Annotated in this window: 18 protein-coding genes; 4 read left to right on the forward strand and 14 right to left on the reverse strand. The window is 51.5% G+C overall.

Translation table 11 applies throughout. The annotated features are described in order from the left end of the window. Window positions 1–41: 41 nt before the first annotated feature. Both A8O25_RS00275 and A8O25_RS00280 read left to right on the forward strand, forming a co-directional pair. A complete protein-coding gene (locus A8O25_RS00275; RefSeq protein WP_066829237.1) occupies window positions 42–962 on the forward strand; it encodes a M90 family metallopeptidase in 921 nt (306 codons plus the stop codon). Window positions 963–1,332: 370 nt separating this feature from the next. Beyond that, a complete protein-coding gene (locus A8O25_RS00280; RefSeq protein ID WP_066829241.1) occupies window positions 1,333–2,508 on the forward strand; it encodes a T9SS type A sorting domain-containing protein in 1,176 nt (391 codons plus the stop codon). Between the two features lie 140 nt (window positions 2,509–2,648). Here A8O25_RS00280 and A8O25_RS00285 read toward each other — a convergent pair whose 3' ends face one another. The 3 genes from A8O25_RS00285 to A8O25_RS00295 form a co-directional block, all read right to left on the reverse strand. Beyond that, window positions 2,649–4,043 carry an MATE family efflux transporter gene (locus A8O25_RS00285; RefSeq protein ID WP_066829244.1) on the reverse strand — a complete coding sequence of 465 codons (1,395 nt, stop codon included), beginning with the start codon at window positions 4,041–4,043 and terminating at the stop codon, window positions 2,649–2,651. A 432-nt stretch (window positions 4,044–4,475) separates the two neighbouring features. Next, window positions 4,476–4,967 carry a VOC family protein gene (locus A8O25_RS00290; RefSeq protein WP_066829246.1) on the reverse strand — a complete coding sequence of 164 codons (492 nt, stop codon included), beginning with the start codon at window positions 4,965–4,967 and terminating at the stop codon, window positions 4,476–4,478. 153 nt (window positions 4,968–5,120) lie between these two features. Next, on the reverse strand, window positions 5,121–5,525 hold the full coding sequence (locus A8O25_RS00295; protein ID WP_066829253.1) for a DUF1801 domain-containing protein: 405 nt from the start codon (window positions 5,523–5,525) through the stop codon (window positions 5,121–5,123). A 509-nt stretch (window positions 5,526–6,034) separates the two neighbouring features. Between A8O25_RS00295 and A8O25_RS00305 the strand changes: the two genes are divergently transcribed. Then, window positions 6,035–7,858 carry a glycoside hydrolase family 15 protein gene (locus A8O25_RS00305; RefSeq protein ID WP_066829259.1) on the forward strand — a complete coding sequence of 608 codons (1,824 nt, stop codon included), beginning with the start codon at window positions 6,035–6,037 and terminating at the stop codon, window positions 7,856–7,858. 24 nt (window positions 7,859–7,882) lie between these two features. Continuing rightward, the gene (locus A8O25_RS00310; RefSeq protein ID WP_066829262.1) at window positions 7,883–8,686 is read left to right on the forward strand and encodes an SDR family oxidoreductase; all 804 of its coding nucleotides are present in this window, start codon (window positions 7,883–7,885) and stop codon (window positions 8,684–8,686) included. 166 nt (window positions 8,687–8,852) lie between these two features. Here the strand turns inward: A8O25_RS00310 and A8O25_RS24180 are convergent, their stop codons facing one another. The 11 genes from A8O25_RS24180 to A8O25_RS00360 form a co-directional block, all read right to left on the reverse strand. Then, window positions 8,853–9,089, reverse strand: a complete 237-nt coding sequence (locus tag A8O25_RS24180) for a TM2 domain-containing protein (protein WP_066829264.1) — start codon at window positions 9,087–9,089, stop codon at window positions 8,853–8,855. Window positions 9,090–9,403: 314 nt separating this feature from the next. Further along, the gene (locus A8O25_RS00320) at window positions 9,404–9,979 is read right to left on the reverse strand and encodes a YdeI/OmpD-associated family protein (RefSeq protein ID WP_066829267.1); all 576 of its coding nucleotides are present in this window, start codon (window positions 9,977–9,979) and stop codon (window positions 9,404–9,406) included. Further along, a complete protein-coding gene (locus tag A8O25_RS00325; protein ID WP_066829270.1) occupies window positions 9,980–10,372 on the reverse strand; it encodes a RidA family protein in 393 nt (130 codons plus the stop codon). It abuts the gene before it with no gap. A 77-nt stretch (window positions 10,373–10,449) separates the two neighbouring features. Continuing rightward, window positions 10,450–11,142 carry a helix-turn-helix transcriptional regulator gene (locus tag A8O25_RS00330; protein WP_066829273.1) on the reverse strand — a complete coding sequence of 231 codons (693 nt, stop codon included), beginning with the start codon at window positions 11,140–11,142 and terminating at the stop codon, window positions 10,450–10,452. 145 nt (window positions 11,143–11,287) lie between these two features. Continuing rightward, a complete protein-coding gene (locus tag A8O25_RS23455; protein ID WP_206598633.1) occupies window positions 11,288–12,394 on the reverse strand; it encodes an SEC-C metal-binding domain-containing protein in 1,107 nt (368 codons plus the stop codon). A gap of 37 nt (window positions 12,395–12,431) precedes the next feature. Then, window positions 12,432–13,430: a hypothetical protein gene (locus A8O25_RS23460; RefSeq protein ID WP_206598634.1), complete on the reverse strand. Its 999-nt coding sequence runs from the start codon at window positions 13,428–13,430 to the stop codon at window positions 12,432–12,434. Between the two features lie 265 nt (window positions 13,431–13,695). Then, window positions 13,696–14,553, reverse strand: a complete 858-nt coding sequence (locus A8O25_RS00340; RefSeq protein WP_066829557.1) for an oxidoreductase — start codon at window positions 14,551–14,553, stop codon at window positions 13,696–13,698. A gap of 248 nt (window positions 14,554–14,801) precedes the next feature. Beyond that, entirely contained in the window at window positions 14,802–15,695 is an 894-nt protein-coding gene (locus A8O25_RS00345) for a helix-turn-helix domain-containing protein (RefSeq protein ID WP_066829276.1), read from the reverse strand. A 677-nt stretch (window positions 15,696–16,372) separates the two neighbouring features. Then, window positions 16,373–16,621, reverse strand: a complete 249-nt coding sequence (locus A8O25_RS00350; RefSeq protein ID WP_066829279.1) for an Atu4866 domain-containing protein — start codon at window positions 16,619–16,621, stop codon at window positions 16,373–16,375. A gap of 271 nt (window positions 16,622–16,892) precedes the next feature. Then, complete coding sequence (locus A8O25_RS00355) at window positions 16,893–17,345, reverse strand: NanQ anomerase/TabA/YiaL family protein (protein ID WP_066829282.1); 453 nt, start codon at window positions 17,343–17,345, stop codon at window positions 16,893–16,895. Between the two features lie 175 nt (window positions 17,346–17,520). Continuing rightward, window positions 17,521–18,483 carry a hypothetical protein gene (locus A8O25_RS00360; protein WP_066829285.1) on the reverse strand — a complete coding sequence of 321 codons (963 nt, stop codon included), beginning with the start codon at window positions 18,481–18,483 and terminating at the stop codon, window positions 17,521–17,523. Between the last annotated feature and the right edge of the window lie 212 nt (window positions 18,484–18,695).

The raw sequence follows: 18,695 nt of genomic DNA on the forward strand, positions 1-18,695 counted from the left end.
CCGGCACATCTTTTGGCCAGCGCACACGTTAAGAAAGCCCCATGGGAGTTGCAGCGTTTCTTGTATTTGTGGCAGTCATTGCCTTTTCTTTCTACCGCTGGGCCACCCGCAAGGGCAGGCGGCGCAAACAGGTGCTGGCGCAGGAGTTTCCCGCCGTCTGGCGGAAAATATTAGAGGACCGGGTAGGCTTTTACCACACGCTGCAAACGCCATCTGAGAAACAGCGCTTTGAGAAAATGCTGCAGCTGTTCTTGTCTGAGAAACGCATCACGGGCATTGAGGTGGAAATTGATGACACCGTGAAAGTGCTGGTGGCGGCCAGCGCCATTATCCCCATCTTCGGCTTCGCCGACTGGGAGTACCCGCACCTGGGCGAGGTGCTGGTGTTCCCCGGCAGCCTGGAGCGGTTCCAGCATGAAGACTCTGAGGCCGTGTCTGAGGTGCTGGGCCGCGTGAATCCGTTCCAGAACGACCACTACGTGACCCTCTCCAAACCAGCGCTGGAACGCGGCTTCAACAACATGGCCGACCGCCAGAACGTGGGCATACACGAGTTCGCGCACCTACTGGACCAGGCCGACGGCGAGATTGACGGCAAGCCGCATGCGTATCTGCCCGAAGAGTTGTATAAGCCCTGGGAGGAACTCATGTACCGCAAAATAAAGCAGATCAGGCGCGGCGAAAGTGACATCAACCCCTACGGCGCCACCAATGAGGCTGAGTTCTTCGCGGTAGCTACTGAATATTTCTTTGAGAAGCCCGGCCAGTTGGCCGAAAAGCACCCCGGGCTGTACCAGATGCTCACCCAGATTTTCAAGCAGAACCCCAAACGCCGCTTCGGGCTTAATTTTCAGGAACTGCTCAACCCGTTTGGCAAGCACCTGGGCCGCAACGAGCCCTGCCCCTGCGGCAGCGGGCAAAAGTACAAGCACTGCTGCCTCCCCAAGAAAACCGCCGCCTGATCTGCCCCGCCAGAAACGGCACGGCCTCCTGTTTTGGGCCTGTTTTCCCAAAAACAGGCCCAAAACAGAAAAGATATCACCTGCTTCGCCGGGGGCTACTTGATTAGGTGCCAGATTTTCATGTATTTGAAACCAATAGTGAAGAAGTACCAGGGCAGAAATCCCTTCACCAGTTTTGTCATCCTGGCAAGGTCTTTTGGCCAAACCGGTACAGCGCCTGTTTTCCCGCTCCTGCCGTTCGCAACCAGGGTCCTTCAGGGTGACAATACCAAAGCAGAGCAAAGTAATTCTGCCCCCATATTTAGCTGTATACTGATTACATCATCCTCACAAGGAATACCAGATTCTATTATACCAAACCCGCCTTCGCATGAAATCCACCCTTCTTTTTTGTCTGTGTCTGTTGGTGGCCGTTGCCCCCAAGGTGCAGGCGCAGCCCGGTTCTCCGCAGAAAACGAACGCAGTCCACCGGCTGGCCCAGCTGGTAGACTCTTTTGATAAAATACAGTACCGGCACCTCTTCACCTATGACCGCCAGGGCCGGCCAGCGACCCACCAACTGGACTATTCTAAAGACGGGAAATTAGTCTCTACCGGAATCCTGAACTATGCCTATGACCCTGCCACAGGGAAACTACTCTCCAAAACCAGTGATAAAACCAAATATCTCTGTTTCTACAACAGCCAGGGGGCGTTAGAGAAAATTACGCAGGAAGTCCTGTTCAAAGACAAGTGGGTGCTGTGTGAAGAAACGCTCCTGCAGGAGAAGGCGCACCCCTCTGGTAACGGGAAAATGGTGCTGTTTACGCTGCTCAAAAGCACCCCCTTGCCCGGGAACAGCGGCAAGATGAGTGCCCTTGAACTCTACCTGCAGAAGGAGTACGTGCTTGACAAAAGCAACAATATTCAGCGGGCCAAGACGCTGGTGACCAATTACAAAACTCTGGAGCAACCTTACTGGACTGAGTTCTACCATGATGCTAAACCCAACCCGTTCCAGAACATGTTTGTGGAGCGGTGGTACCAGTTTGATCTGGAAAACGGCGGTCTTACCAACGTCAACCGGAAAAGGGTCAATGGCCAGATCATAGAAGACCGGGTCTATGACTACAATGAGCTGGGGTATCCGGTAAAGTGCACCATCAATGACAAGCGCACCAAAGTCTACTCGTATGAACTGGTAGAGGTGCCCGTGACAGAAAAGCCGGCAGAGGTGCTGGCCGCCGAAGAGAAAGCCTCTGCCGCAGTGGCGGGTAAAACCTCTGGGAGCATTGCCAAAACAGAGGGGCCAGACAAGCCTTTTGTGCTGCTGTACCCTAACCCGGCAACGGTCAACTTTACGGTAAAAGCCAACCAGTTAGGCAAAGGAGATGCTGTGCTGCGGGTGTATGACTACTTTAGTATGCGGGTGGTCTATGAAGTAAATTACCAGGTAGACGGCCAGATGGAGGCGCTCATCACCACAGATGCTATGCCGCCCAGTCTGTATATTGTGGAGCTAACATCTCCGGCGGGCAAGAACAGGCAACGGCTACTGGTGAAGTAAGCAGGCGCTTTCTGGGATACGGCAAACCGCAGAGGCAATGCCGCCGCCTGTCTTAGGGTCTGGCTGGTGTGTTCCCAACAGCTGTTTTGGGGCTGTTTTCCCAAAAACAGGCCCAAAACAGAAAAACCCAGAAGAAGGCCTTACACCTGCACCGTTTTCCATCTCCCTTTCCTGAACAGCCACCAGCTGATGAGGGCGTGCAGGGAATGGCTGCAGGCAATGGTGGCAAAGATGCCCGTGATGCCATAACCCAGGTGCAGCGCCAACAGGTACGCCAGCGGGATTTCAATGATCCAGAGCACCAGAATGTTGATCAGGGTAGGGGTTCTGGTGTCACCGGCCCCGTTAAAAGCCTGTACCATCACCATGCCCAGGCCAAAGAACACATAGCCCAGGGTTATGATCTTCAGCCCTTCAGAGGCAATGGCAACCACCTGTTGCTCCTGGGAGAAAAAGGCGGCCAGATGCTTGCCAAACAGAAAGAAGGCCACGGTGACCACACCCAGGAAAATCATGTTGTAACGCGCGGTGATCAAGACAGAGAGTTCAGCGCGGCGCGGTTTGCCCGCCCCCAGATTCTGGCCCACCAGGGTGGCTGCCGCCGAAGACAAGCCCCATGCCGGCAGGAGGGTGAACATGATCACCCGGAAGGCAATGGTGTAACCGGCCAGGGCACTGCTTCCAGACTCTGCCACAATCCGGGTCAGGAAGATCCAGCTGGCAGACTCAATCATGAACTGGCCCATGCCGCCCGCAGAAACCTTCAGAATCTTTGCCACCGTCTTGAGGCGTAACACCAGGTTTTCCTGCGTGATTTTGAGCAGGTGCCTGCCGTTGAACAAGTGGTAGAGCTGGTAGAGAACGCCAATGCTTCTGCCGGTGGTGGTGGCCCAGGCAGCCCCCTCCAGCCCCAGGCCGGTAAAATTCCCCACCCCGAAGATCAGGAGCGGGTCCAGTACTAAATTGGCCGCGTTGGAGATCCAGAGCGCCCGCATGGCCAGGTGCGGCTGACCGGCCCCCCTAAAGGCGCCGTTGATCAGGAACAGCAGAATAATCACCAGGTTGCCCGCAAAGATGATGCGCGCGTACCCAACCCCTGTCTGGATAATCTCTGGCGTGGCCCCCATGAGGCGCAGGATTTCCTCTGCAAACAGGAACGTCACCAGCCCCATGAGCAGGGCCAGAACCGTGCCTGTGGCCAGCAGCTGAAAGGTGGTGCTCCCGGCCTGTTTAAACTTCTTTTCGCCCACCCGCCGCGCCACCATGGCGGTACCGGCCATGCTAATGCCCATGCCCACTGAGTACACAATCATGAGCACAGATTCAGTCAAACCCACGGTAGCCAGCGCCGCCGGGCCCAGCCTGCCCACAAAGAAAATGTCTACCACCGCAAAGAGCGACTCCATGAGCATCTCCAGAATCATAGGCGTGGCCAGCAGCACAATAGATCTCTTCAGGCTCAGGCGGGTATAGTCCTGCTCCTGTCCTTTCACAGCAGCCCAGATCAGGCGGAGCAGTTTACGTTGCGAACGCATGGTTTTAAAGGTAAAAGCTGGTGGTTGATGAGGCAAAATATTGAAAAAAACGCAGTAGGTGGTAGCTGTTTTCGCATTAATCTCCCTTGGAGGCCTGCATTTTGAACCGGGGGCGGGGCCAAAGAGACACCCGGCAGGGGCTGCTGTCCCCCTTGTTTGGTCAAGGGGCGAGGCCGGGGAGCCATGGTGGCAAGGGGCCAAACCTGTGAGAGCACAGCGGCAGTTTGCAACCGTAATCTGTTCTGCTTGGCTTGCGGTCCTTCCCCGTTCTGGTGCAGATGCTTTGTGCCTCAGCGGGAAATGCCGGAAGGAGAGACGTTTCATCCCTCCCCCTCCGCAAGAGCAATGTCTGGTTTCGGCCTGCTTTTAGAAAAACAGGTCAAAAACGGCAGGCGCTGAAAATCTATTGGTGCTACTCCAGTGCAACCGGGGCTATCCCGCATGCGCCCGCTCCAGGGTGGCAATGTCAATCTTTGTCATCTGGAGCATGGCATGCAGCACGCGGCCTGCTTTATCTGGGTCTGGGGTGTGCAGGAGCTGGGCCAGCTGTCTGGGAATAATCTGCCAGGAAAGGCCGTATCGGTCCTGCAACCAGCCGCACTGGTCTTCGCGGCCGCCGGCCGAAAGTTTATCCCACAGCTCATCTACCTCGGCCTGGTCTTCACAGTGCACAAAAAAGGAGACGGCTGGCGTGAAAGAAGGGGCGGGGCTACCGTTCAGGGCCATAAATTTCTGCCCTTCCAGCTCAAAGGTGCAGGACAGGACGGTTCCCGCGGGCATAGTGCCGTTGGCGGGGTAGCGCTGCACGCTGCCTATGCGGGAGTGCTTAAAGATGGATGTGTAGAAGAGCATGGCCTCTTCGGCGGTGCCATTGAACCAGAGAAAGGGCGTGATTTTGGGCTGGGCGTTTGGCGTGATTTCCATAGGTTGAAACTGAACATTGACGTGCCCAAAGGTACCGGAGCCAGCGCAAACCCAGGCGGTGCCGCTCCGACAATAACGGGGGGATTTGCGACGGTGCTCTCTCCCGTTGCGGCGCGGGCAACTTTTAATGGACCAGCCTGTCTGCTTGAACTGTTACGGAGCGGGCTGGGTGACCGCCAGCCACTGTTGCACCAGTGCCGTAAGCACGGCTTCCCTGGCCCGTACATCTGCCATCTCCCCAAACGTGGCTACTGCCCTGTCATTGGCCGGCCAGGAAAGCCAACCGCTGGGGTCATGCAGTAGAGGTGCCTGCGGAGGGATTGGATTGCCTTTGGCGCCGCAATGGAAGATGAGCCGGAAGCCTTTTTCCCCTGCCAGCTGGAAGGTGATCCGGTCCTGGTGGTGTTGGCAAAAACTGGGGGCGTTCCATTTGATGTGCTCAGTGAGAGAAGGTGCCGCCTGCAGAACCAGGCGGCGTACTTCTTCTATCTCAGGCTTGAACGGGTGGTTCAGTTGCCGTAAGAAATCTTCAACTTGTTGGGTACCGGTAGGTTTCATCTTGGAGAGGGCACAGTGGGTAGAACTGATCCAGCAAAGCAGGAGAACTGCTATAAATGTAAACAACCCTCAGCAGAATGACGGTAAAATTTTCAGTGAAAGGTTTCCACGGAGCCGTAGTGGGGGGGAGAAGTTTTACACAAGAAGAAGCTTATTTTTCCTGCTGTTCCGGGTTTATCAGTGGTACATCTCTCTGTACAGACTTTTTACGGGCCAACAGCAGGGGGCGGCAAAAGCGGCAGACGTCATCACCTGCCTCTGTTTTTGGGCTGTTTTCAGAAAAACAGGCCGAAAACAGCTTTTGTAGAAGGTCTCCTCTGCCCCGGTGTAAAGCCGGAGCTTACAGGCTGGCGCAGGGGGCTTATCACGTGGGCGGCAGAACACTTCCTGCGGTTTGGCAGTACTATTGAACAGGAAAAGACGGCGCGGGGAACAGGAGAGGATAGCAACGGCTGCCCGTTCAGCTGCCCGCCGCCTGCTTTTCTGAGGTGACTTCTAAACGAGCAGGCATGCGGTATCAGCCCATTGAGAATTACGGAATTGTTGGAGATTTAAACACCGTGGCCTTGATTGGCTTAGACGGGGGCATTGATTTTATGTGTTTCCCCAACTTTGACTCGCCCAGCATCTTTGCGGCCCTGCTGGATAAGGAAAAAGGCGGCAGTTTTCAGCTAAGCCCGGTGTTTGAGGAGCAGAAAACAAAGCAGCTGTACTTGCCAGACACCAATGTGCTGCTCACGCGGTTCCTTTCGCCGGAAGGCGTGGGCGAGATCACTGATTTCATGCCCGTAGAGGAGCTGTACAGCGGCAAAGAGCTGATCAGGCGGGTCACCACCATCAGGGGCGAGGTGCAGTACCAGATGCGGTGCAGCCCCCGCTTCAACTATGGCCAAAGCGCGCACGTGGTGCAGCGGGTGTCAGAGAACGAGGTGCTTTTTGCCTGCAGTGACGCTGCCAGAACGGTGTTGCGTTTTGTGAGTTCGGTGCCGCTGCACATAGAGGGGCCAGATGTGGTGGCAGCCTTCAGCCTGGGGCCCACCCAAACCGCAGATTTCCTGCTGGAGCACGTAGAGAAGGAGCATGACCGGGACCGGGATTTTGCCGCCTTTGTGACGCAGAGCCTGTTTGAAACCGTTAATTACTGGAAGAACTGGATAGGCCAGTCTACCTACACCGGCCGCTGGCTGGACATGGTGAACCGCTCAGCGTTGGTGCTGAAACTGCTCACCTCGCACCAATACGGCTCTATTATTGCCGCCCCCACGTTCAGCCTGCCTGAGAGCATTGGTGCCGGCCGCAATTTTGACTACCGCTTCACCTGGATCAGAGACGCCTCGTTCTCTATGTACGCGTTGATCAGGCTGGGGTATACCAAAGAGGCGGGCGCGTTCATGCACTGGGTGGAACGGCTGTGCCACGGCATTAAAAACGAAGACCGGCTGGGGATCATGTACTCCATCAACGGGCACCGGCAGCTGGAGGAGAAGGTGCTGCCGCATTTTGAAGGCTATAAAGAATCTTCTCCGGTCCGGATTGGGAATGACGCCTACGGGCAGCTGCAGCTGGACATCTACGGCGAGCTGCTGGACTCTGTGTACCTCTATGACAAGTACGGCGAGCCCATCTCGTATGACTTCTGGAAAGACCTGGAGAACCACATAGACTGGCTCGCCGACCACTGGAACCAGCCAGACGAAGGCATCTGGGAGGTGCGCGGCGGCCGGAAGGATTTCCTCTATTCGCGGCTGCTGTGCTGGGTGGCGTTTGACCGTGCCATCAAAATCAGTGAGACCCGTTCTTTCCCATTGAGCAGCCGCTGGCGCGAAGAGCGGGACAAGATCTTCAACAGCATCTTCACTGATTACTGGGATGCCGAAAAGCAGGCGTTCATGCAGTACCCCGGCGCCCAGACCGTAGACGCCAGTACGCTGCTCATGCCGCTGGTGCGGTTTATCAGCCCCAAAGACCCACGGTGGCTGTCTACCCTCAGCAGAATTGAAGAGGAACTGGTCTCAGACTCGCTGGTGTACCGCTACCGCCAGGACCTGGCCGCCCCAGATGGGTTTGTGAGCCATGAAGGCACCTTCTCTATGTGCTCTTTCTGGTACGTAGAGTGCCTGTCACGGGCGGGGCAGCTGGAAAAGGCGCGGTTTTACTTTGAGAAAATGCTGGGGTACGCCAACCACCTGGGTTTGTACGCCGAGCAGCTGGGGTTTCAGGGCGAGCATTTGGGCAATTTTCCGCAGGCGTTCACGCACCTGGGCCTGATCAGTGCCGCGTATAACCTGAACAAGCAGCTCAATGACAGCCGCAACAAAGACGTCAACCACTAATAAGAACCAACTAACCATACAAATATGTCAACACAGATAGCAAATCAAACGGTACTGGTCACCGGGGCCAGCTCTGGCATTGGGCAGGGCATTGCCATTGCGTTTGGCCAGCAGGGCGCCAACGTCATCATCAACTACCACAGTGATGAAGAGGGTGCCCGGCATACGTTGAGCGAAGTAGAAAAGGGTGGGGGCAAAGGTTTTGTCTGCCAGGCAGATGTAGGGAAAGAGGAAGACGTGACCCGCCTGTTTCAGGCAGCCGTAGACACCTACGGCACCATAGATGTGGTGGTGAGCAACGCCGGCATCCAGAAAGACAGCGCCTTCTCAGACATGACCCTTGACCAGTGGAACAAGGTGATGACTACCAACCTCACCGGCTATTTTCTCTGCGCCCGCGAAGCCATCAAAATCTTCAGCCAGAAAGGCGAAGCGGGGCCCGGGGACAAAGCCAAGGGCAACATCATCTTCATGAGCTCGGTGCATGATATTATTCCGTGGGCGGGGCACGTGAATTATGCCTCGTCTAAAGGGGGTATTCTCATGCTCATGAAATCTTTGGCGCTGGAGGTGGCCCCTAAGAAAATAAGGGTGAATGCGATTTCGCCGGGCGCCATTGCCACTGATATTAATGACGATGTCTGGAAGGACGAGGAGAAGATGAAGGAGCTGCTGAAGCTGATCCCGTACCAGCGCATAGGGCAGCCCGAGGACGTGGCCAAGGTGGCTACCTGGCTGGCCTCTGAAGACAGCGACTACGTGACCGGCACCACCATCTACGTAGACGGCGGCATGACCCTATACCCCGGCTTCGTAGATAATGGGTGAGAAGGCAGTTAGCCTATCCTGAGAAGCGGGAAAAGAAAAGCGCTCCCTCGGTTTGGCCGGTGGGGCGCTCTTCTTCTTAATTTTTGGTATGAATACGAATGCTGTTTTGCTGTTTTCCTGAAAACAGGCCGAAAACAGGAATTGATGTAAAGCCGGGCGCTTGCTGTTACCGCCGGGGCTGGTGACCGCGCACCTCACGGCGCAGGTCCTGTATCTCCACCTTGTTGTTGTAGTTATCTACCATGCTGCTGGTCAGGAACAGATCTACCAGCCAGCCAATGCCCAGCAACTGCCCCGTGAGCAGGTACAGGATGCCAGACCCTATTTTGCCCAGGTAAAACCGGTGCATAGACAACCAGCCCAAAAAGAACCACAAGAGATACGCTGCCAGTTTTGATTTCATACAGAATGGGTTTAATAGTTAAATATAGGTTGTACGGGAAAGCTGCCACAGTGCGTTTTTCTCTTATTGCTGCTAAGACATGGCAGAATGTGTGCTACCCCACTCATATTCCTGAAAGGGGAGCGTGCGTTGGGTAAAGTTGAGCGCCTTTCTTAGAGCTTGTTTACCTTTTGATTTTGCAAGCGAAAATGCTAGAGTAGGGTTCTGCAGAAGCGGTTTTTTGAGATGCGTAGTGGAGCTACGGGACAAGAAAGCGTGACCGCAGGTTCTGGCAAGGGCGTTTGGCAGCGCAAAAGATAAATGTAAAGAAGCGCCTAAGGCCGAGGCTTCTGTTTCTGGTCAGCGAGGGCCAATAGTTCCGTAATCCGTTTTTGCCGGGTCTCGGGGCGTTTGGCCAGCACCAGCCCCTGCAACAGTACTTTTCTGGCGGATTTGCTCAGGCGCAGGAAAAAATCTCTCGCCGTGGGGTGCGTGGCAAAGGCCGCCTCCAGATCATCCGGAATGATCAATTCTTCCACGCTATCTAAAATAGTCCAGGAGCCATTTTGTTTCGCAATTTCAATGCTTTGGTAGCCAGCGGCGGTCATGAGGCCTTCTGCTATAAGGCGTTGCACATGCGTTTTGTTGATTTTAGACCAGGTGCTGTAGGGTTTCCGTTTGCTGAAGAACTGGTGCGCTTTTTCTTCGTCTATCTTAACTTTCTTGCTGTCTATCCAGCCAAAGCAGAGTGCTTCCGCCACGGCTTCGGCCCAGGTGAGGGTGCTTTTGCCTGATTTCTTGGTATAGAAAACAAGCCACACCGCCTGGCGGGAAAGATGGTTGGTTTCTAACCACTTCCGCCAGGCGGCACGGGTTGCCGGGTAAAAGATTTCTACTTCCTTTTGCTGCATTTATTTCACTACGGTGGCTTCCAGTTCTACGGTCAAGGTAGCGAAAAGTCCTTTCACCTCCAGCAGGGTAGTGGCCTGCTGAATACTGTGCTTCTGCAGGAACGGCACGTACACATCTAGGCAGGTCATGAAAAATTCCTGGGTAGAGGTGGTGTACACGTTCAGCCGGACTATGTTCTTACAGTCATAACCCGATTCGCTGATCAGGTGCTCCAGGTTGGCAATGGTCTGCAGGAGCTGCGACCGCATGTCGGCCTCGCTCGGGATGCCGTTGGCGTCCAGGGCTACCTGCCCCGAACAGTACAGCGTACCGGTTACGTTTTTTACTTCCACCGCTTGTACCGAGTTGGTGTTCTTGCCCCAGGCCCAGGGGTCTACTGTGTGCTTTTCCATTTCTTTGTGGTTTTAGGTTTACCCTGCAAAGGTGGAGTGGCCTGGTGACAGCGGTATGTCAGGGGTACAATAAGCGCTTAATGATATTGATCGAAATATTCCTGCAGGGTCATGTGGTGGGGAGTGAACTTCTCAGGAAGCACTTTCAGGTGCGTGATTCTGTCTAACCGGAAATACCTGTACTGGGTGCGTAACCGGCACCAGGCAATGAGCAGCCAATTCTCAGTAGTGCTTACCAACGCGAAGGGCTCAATGGTGCGGCTGGTGGCGGTGCCTTGCTCGTTCGTGTACTCCAGGTGGGCCAGGTAAAAGTTAGTAAGGGCGTTCTGCAGCTGCGAGAGATGGTGGTTGTTCCGGTCTCGGGTCAGGTTCTGCTCAAAGCGGGTCCGGTCGGACAGCAGGTTGGCTTTGTCTTTTTCGGCGGGCCGGAGCACGGCTTTTATTTTGTCAATGGCCTCGGTGTAATCTTTGATAAAAGAGGTGTCTTTGTTCTTCAGTACCAGTTGCTCGGCCAGAATCAAGGCGTTGGCCTGGCTTTCAGAAAACATGACCGGCGGAATCCGGTACCCTTCCAGCAAGGTATAGCCTTTGCCGTCTTCGGTGACTATAGGCACGCCCGCCTGCTCCAAGGCCCGCATGTCGCGGTATATAGTCCGGACGCTTACCCTGAACTTCTCTGCCAGATCAGGCGCCGTGGTGAGCCGCTTGGTTTGCAGCTGCGTCAGAATGGCCGTCAGGCGGGAAAGCCGGGTGGTGTCGTTGTTGGTCATGTGTTGGCTGGTTGTACTAGACCCAGTCTTTTTTGTGAGGTGAATTGAGCTGGGTAGAAATAAATGTGTCTAATAAGCATTTATATAATATTCTAAATTAGGTTTTTTGAACTAATCTAGGTTGGTAGTATTCAAAAAAAGTAATTTACTCTAAGCAACAATTTTTGTATTTTTTTCCACTGCCACAAAGACACTTTTCGTTTCTCTTGATTTTTTTATGTTTAATGAAATTTGGTTTGCTATTACTAGCGTGGTAATTAGGTAGATATTTTACTAAATTATCAAGTTCTGCTGATTGCTCCCATTTATATTCTAGCTTTGTTCCAAATCTTATATTCGGAAATAAAGTACCAATGCAAATGCCAAACCAAGATTTTGCTTTTTGTTTGTACTTCCTTTGTCTGCAGTGATTATCTAAGCGGGCTGTGGATTTAGATAGATTATCATTATTGCAATGAATTGTTAATCCTGATTGCATAGATCCAAATGCAAGTGTAATATCATGGTTTAGACCATCTTCTCTTGTTTGCTTTTTAATATAGTTTATTCCTTTGTTTATCGAATCAATGGTTTCTCCACTCAAAGAAAGAAGCAAGAATCCTAAGTCAACAATTGTAGGGTGCTCTAGTTTGTTGATATCTGTAATAATATTGTCAAAATAGCTACCTTTATAAAGAGTTAGTATACCATCTGGAGTATCTAATCCTGGTACTCCATCTCTTCTAGATAACATTGCTAAGTCAAGACCTGCTCCTATATCATCTTCAAAATACATCATAGAATATTCATCATCCATCCATAGATTTTTTTTCAAGTGATAAGCTAAAATTGTTAGTTCATGGGTTGAATGAATTTTGTTTCCATACGATGTTCGTCTGTTGATATAGCTTAAGAAGTATAAAGGAGACTGTAGCAATTCTGTCATAACATCAAGAAGAAAAACGTTCATGACAAATGGAGGCATAATAGTATTAGTTTCTTTAAAATCTAGAAATTGCCTTGCTTGAAATGAAAGTGCAGGATATTGTTCTGATACTATACAGATTGGATAAATCTCTTTAAAATTTCTATTTACTTTTAGTTCTAAGCCACTTTTGTCTATGAATTTATAGTTTATATCATTTAAAAATGTTGAGCATAAATATGCTTGATCATAAGCTTCCTGAACAGCCTTCTTAAAGTCAGATCTAAGGCTATTGTCATTTCCTTTACGTGCTGCTATTGTAAGCTTTTTAGATTTAGCCTGTATCACAATTGCTCTATTTGCAAATATTACAAGAACATCTATCTCACCAGCTGGATCCTTTATTGAAGAATAGATTTCTATATTGGTAAAAACGTTTTTTTTCGCCGAATACCAATTTCAAGCGCTCTGTAGAAAATCCTTCAGTAAACTCACCTCTATGCTGCATCGCTGTTTGGCGATATTTTTCGTCACTATGTAACCAAAAGAAAGGAGTTTCATATAATGCTTGCATTAATGAATAATTCTGAAATAATAGATAATTATCATTTGATAGCTTTATTATAGGATAAGCATTAATGGGATTGTAATCATCAAGATTGAGAAAGTTCGTTATTTCTTTTCTCAATGTAAATGACTTAATCACATTCGTAATAATCTCAACTTTGCATTCTAATACATTCTTAATTTCCTCTATTGAAAATATGAATCCAGGTAAAAAGGTTCTTTTCTGCGGTTTTAATACTTTGATGTTGGATAGAACATTATTTAATTTATTATTTTGAAGTTTATGTATAGCGTGGATGACTTCTATGGCCTGTTCTATGGAATATCCCTTATTATTTATAAACCAAGAATCATCCTTTATGTATTTTAATTTAGAGAATTCTCTATACTGAAAATGATATGCTCCTTCACCGCTATAAAAGATGGGTTCTCTTAAGAATGTGCCATGCCGAAACGGATTGAAATCTTCATCTTTAATAACTCCTTGTTTGAGAATATCTGCCATTGCTGGCATCATAGAATGGTGAAGCTCTTCTAAAAGCTCTTCAGTTCTTTGTAAATAATTTTCAAATGTTTTAATAGCAGGTAACTCTGTATTTAATTTTTTTGTACATGCTAAGCCTATGATGGTCGATATTTCTGTTCGTATCAGTCTGTTAGGAGTGAATTGTTGTAATACCTCATTAGTTGTAATTCTTTCTCTATACTTAATTGTGTTATCACGAAAGCAAAAGTATGCTATTGCATGTATATACCCTGGTGAAGTACATATTTTAGCTAAGTCTGAAAATATTTCTGATTCTTTTCTTGGATTCATTTGGCAGGATATAGTTATTGATTTTTTTGTTATATAAATTTGTGCTTTTTAAATATTCATCAATATGAAATGTGGGAGTGAAGCATATTTATTATCTGTAATTTTATCGAAAATTTTCATTTTATAACAATTATCATTCTTGTGTAGCCTAAATATATTAAATATTATCTATACAGTCTTTCTTAAAAAAAGTGCTCACCCGCCTCTCCAGACAGGTAAACACCTTTCCCAATCCTACAAAGCAGGAAACGCTAAATTTCTTCCTTTACACCTCCACCTCAAACCCCACCGACTGACTCACCTCCGCCCACTGCGCAAACTCTTGTCCTAAGTTGTCCAGTTTAGCGTTGGCAATGTCATAGGCATCGGAGCCTAAGAGCAAATGCACGGGTGGGTTTTCAGAAGCGGCGGTTTGGATGAGGGCGGCGGCTACTTTCTCGGGGTCGCCGGGTTGGTTGCCGTTGATCTGCTCCTGGTGCAGGGTCTGCATTTCGCGGGCGTTGGCGTACTCGGCCATAGGGGCTTGCGGCGTGACCAGGGAGCTGTCGGTTAAGAAGTTGGTGCGTATGTAGCCGGGCATCACCAGCGTCACCTTAATCCCGAAGGGTGCTACCTCCGTAGCCAGGGCCTCGGTGAAGCCGTTCACGGCAAACTTGGTGGCGCAGTACACCCCGAAGCCCGGGAAGCTCCCGCTCAGGCCGGCAATAGACGAGATGTTGAAAATATGCCCACTGCCTTGTTGGCGCAGGTACGGCAGCGCTTTCCTGATCACGTTCAAAGACCCGAATACGTTCACCTCAAAGTTCTGCCGCGCCTCCTGGTCAGAGAGTTCTTCCAGGCTGCCAATGAGGCCGTACCCGGCATTGTTCACCACCACATCTACCCGCCCGAAGGTGGCTATGGTTTTGGCCAGGGCCTGCGCCACGCTTTCCTCATGGGTCAAGTTCATGGGCAGGGCCAGGAACTGTTCTGAAGAAACCCCCACGGCTTCCTGCAACTGGGCTACGTTTCTGGAGGTGGCCGCTACCGCATGCCCCTGCTGCAACAGCTGGCGGGTGAGAGTAAGGCCAATGCCTTTAGAGGCTCCGGTAATGAACCACACTTTTTTGGTTTGATTTTCCATGGTTTCCAAGGTTTTAAGTTTCGAGCATGTTTGCATTTGTCTTTTGCGCTGCAAAACGGCATATAAAGAACCTGCCTTCGTGCTTTTTTCTCACCATAGCGCTGCTATGCTGCTCAAAAACCACATCGGCAGAACCTTTCTCTGCCATTTTTCGCTAGCAAAATCAAAATGTAAACAAGCTCTTAAAACAAAGGTAGGGCAGGGGCGGGCGGCGGGGTTAGCGCCGTTCAAACCATCACTTGCGAAAATCAAACATGCCGGAACTGCGAGGGCGGCAAGGAGGTGTGTTTCTTGAAGAAGTTGTTGAAATGCGCGGGTTCTTCAAAGCCCAGGCTGTAGCCAATCTCTGAGATGTTCCAGTTCGTGTGCTTGAGCAGGGCCATGGCCTCGCTCACCAGTCGGGAGGAAATAAGTTCGGTGGTGGTTTTGCCGGTGGTTTTCTTGATGGCGCGGTTCAGGTGGTTCACGTGCACGGCCAGCTGCTCGGCAAAGTCCTTTGCTGACCGCAGCTGGCACCGCTGGCTGGGTGATTCAATGGGGAACTGGCGCTCCAGCAGCTCACTGAACACGGCGGTGATACGGGCATTGGCGTCTGGGTGCTCGTACAGCGCCTCGGCGGGCTGGGTTTTCAGCGCGAAGTGCGTCATCTCGGTCACGTAGTTGCGCAGCAGGTCGTACTTGTAGAGGTAGTCTGAGGTGATCTCAGCCAGCATTTTCTCAAAAATGGCACTCACCTGCTGCTCCTGCGCTGGGGTCAAGGCGTAAAACGGCTTTCCGCCCGTGGCGAACATAGGCAGATCCTGCAGGCCGCCCCTGATCTTCTCAGTAAAAAAAGCCTCTTTGAAAATGCAGAAGTACCCGCTGGGTTCGCCTGTGACCGCCTCCCAGGTGTAGGGCACCTTGGGGTTGAAAAACATGAGCGTGGTGCCCGTGACCTCCACGCTTCTGTCAGCGTAATGGTAGCGCAGATGGCCCCTGATCAGGGAGATTTTGTAGAAGTCGCGGCGGCTGTAGTTGGCAGGGGTGAGGGCGCAGTCTTCCAGCCGGAACACGTTGAAGTGGCCAACGTCTTTTTTCAGGTTCTCAGGAAGCCCGTTGAATTTGTGCTGGTAAAACTCTTCTAAGGTTTCAGTGGGTGCCATAATGGAAGATAGGTGATTTCCGGGGGAATTTCATGTTGCGTTTTTCGGGCTGTTTTCTGAAAAACAGCCCGAAAACAGGAAATTCTGTTTTATAACTGCGCGTATCACTGAGATATTTTACGCATTCCGTCCTCCTTTGAAGGGGGTAGGGGGATGATGACTCGTGCAGATTAGGTATTCCTGAGAATCGTTTTCTTACTCTTTTAGTGTTTTTTATTGGTTCTACTGCTGCCTTTTGTCATTCCCCTACCCCCTTCAAAGGAGGACGATCAGATAGCGTGTTTTCCTGTTGCGCGGAAGTTACTTCCGTGGTTTCTCTTCTGTTGATCATAAGCTGCGCTCTTCCGGATTTGCAATCCGGAAGCAGGTAACCCGGGGATTTGTAATCCCCGTTGCGGCCCGCTAGGGTTCTCTCTCTGGCGCGAAAGGTACGTCTGTGACTCACCGTTTTAAGATAAGCCAGTCATGGGCGTAATTTACGCGCCCTAGAGAGCCGCCCTTTTGATCTGAAAGTGCCGCGGCGGATTGCAAAGCCGGGGGTATTCTAGCCCGGGCTTATAAATCCCGTACAGCCGGTGAACTGCAAATCCTGAACAGCCGGGATACGAACTGCCGAACAAACTGCCCGTGTTTCCGTTTTGGGCCTGTTTTCAAGAAAACAGCCCTAAAACACAAAACTACCGCTCTTGTTGGTACAACACCATACCGGCGTGGTAGAGAATGCCGTCTCTGAAGTCGCCGTCGGCGGTGAAGCCGGTGTCGTCTTGGTAGTCTATATGGTCGCCGGTGAGGGTGTAGGAGCCTTGGTAGGCGCTCTGGCGGGAGCCGCGGGCCTCGTCATAGCGGCCGTTGGGCAGGAGTTCGTGCCTGATGTAGCCATCGGCGGTGACCCAAAGGCCCACGTAAGGGTTTGTTTTTGCCTGCATCTGTGCTGTCTGTGATGGGCGAAGGTTGTCTGGTCTTCGCCGTTTTCATTAGTTAGAATGAACAGGGCAAATGTAGGGGCAGGGGAGGCGGTGCCGTTTGCGTCTTCCAAACCATTGCTTGCAAAATTCAAACAATACGGGGCGTATCAGCAACTGGGGCCAGGTCAGAGGGCGAGCTGGGGGAAATTGCGTTTCTGGCCTGTTTTTCAGAAAACAGGCCAGAAACGCAGCCAGTAGTAAACGTTCAGGAAAAGGTTGGCTGCCGTGGCTGCTACGGTTGCACCGCAATCTTCAAAACCACCTTGCGCACCACCTCCTGCGTGGCCAGGGGGGCGTGCACGTCATTGGGGAAGAAGACGGTGAAGAAGCCGGCGGGCACGTCAAACCAGCTGGTGGGCTTCACGGCAAAGAAAGACACATCGCGCTCCGCGGAATAAGGGTCAATAGAAGCTCCGCAGGCCGAAAGGTCCTGCCAGCCCATGTGGTCTACGCCCGAGACAATGTACTGAATGTCAATGTAGCGCTGGTGCGCCTCCATTTTGGCATCGGCCTTGGCCACGCCCGGGCCTTCTGAGAGAATGGCAAACAGGACTTCCCCCGCCAACTCGTGTTTACCCGTGGGCAGGTTCTGAACGTCTGCCTCCTGCAGAAACTGGAAAGCCTGCTTAAACAACGGGTGCAAAGAATAGTAGCGTTCCGCGTGCTGGAGGGAGTCTAGGATCATGGTTTTCTGGTTGAAGGGATACTTTCAAGGTGACTAACTGAATCTCCCGGTTGAACATCTTCCTTGGGTACGGCTTGTAAGTTGCAAGAATTTATGCCAAGTGTCAACTTAGAAAAGCTGTTTTGGGGCTGTTTTCACAAAAACAGCCCCAAAACAGGAGTAGCATGAAGTAGAGCTACTTCAGTACCGCAAACTTCTGTTGTTTCATGTCTAGCAGCAAGGTGTGGCCCAGGAACAGTTTATTGCCCGTCATGCCGCCCAAGCCTGAGAAACGCATGAGCATGCTGTTCATGAAACCCATTCCTTCCATGTAGGTGGCTTTTTTGAGCGGCAGCTGAACCGCCCCAAAGCGGGCCGTAGCCTTTGTGGTGGTGGTGTAGGCCGTTAAGGTTTTGCCCCAAGAATTCACCCTTGCGGTGTCAATGGTCTGGCCCGGCTGCGCAAACTCTTCCCAGGTGCTTTTGTTTGTGAGCAGTTCATAGGTGCTGGAACCCGTGTCAAACAGCAGGTCGGTTTCTTCCCCGTTTATGCGCGAGGGCAACAGAATGCGGCGGCTGTCAAAGGTAAAGTCCTGAAAAGCGGTGGCGGGAATACTAGCCGGCAATAGGTCAGAGACGGTGAGCCCCATGCGCTGATAATCTAGCGTGATGATTCTGCCTTCCAGGAAATCAGTACCCAGTGAACCGATAATATGAACAGATGAAGCGTCATTCCAGCTGATGACAGAATCACCGTAGGCCAGCACTTTTACCTCTGGCGCAGTCACGGGCAGCCCCCCTACTTGAAAGGTTGTATTTACCAGATTCATCTGGTTGCCGGCTTGCTTCAATGTGAGGGCATAGCCTTTCTGCTGAATCGCCTCCAGCTTGCCTTTATAGAATACCGTAGAGGGGGTGCCCGTGTCAAACTGGAGGTAGAACGTTTTGGGGCAGCCAGCCAAAGTCACCGGAAGGAGAAGGCCAGCGTACGGGTCATTGCCAGATGTAAACCACGTAAACGGAATGGTAACTGGTTGCGCTGCTACTTTTAACTGGTTGGCGGCAGGTTTAAATTTTGCTTTAAAATAGAAGCCGCCGCCCACAGAGCTAAGCACCAAAAGGAACAAAAAAGAGAGGCCAATGCGTTTTGCTGATTTCATTGCGGTGTTTGTTAAATGACACTGCAAGATTAGGCACCAAACCGGCTGCGGCTTACGCCATTTGCCCGCCAAAAGGCCGCCAATTGCCTGCCAAGGCAGTTGTGACGTAAGAATGGCTGGTTTTTACCGCTGCTAGGAAAGGGGGGCGCGCTAAGAAATAAACAGATTTCCCCACTTGGCAAAGACCTGCCGGTGGCCGCTGCGCAACTGAA

The organism is Rufibacter ruber (genome assembly GCF_001647275.1).
Classification (GTDB): domain Bacteria; phylum Bacteroidota; class Bacteroidia; order Cytophagales; family Hymenobacteraceae; genus Nibribacter; species Nibribacter ruber_C.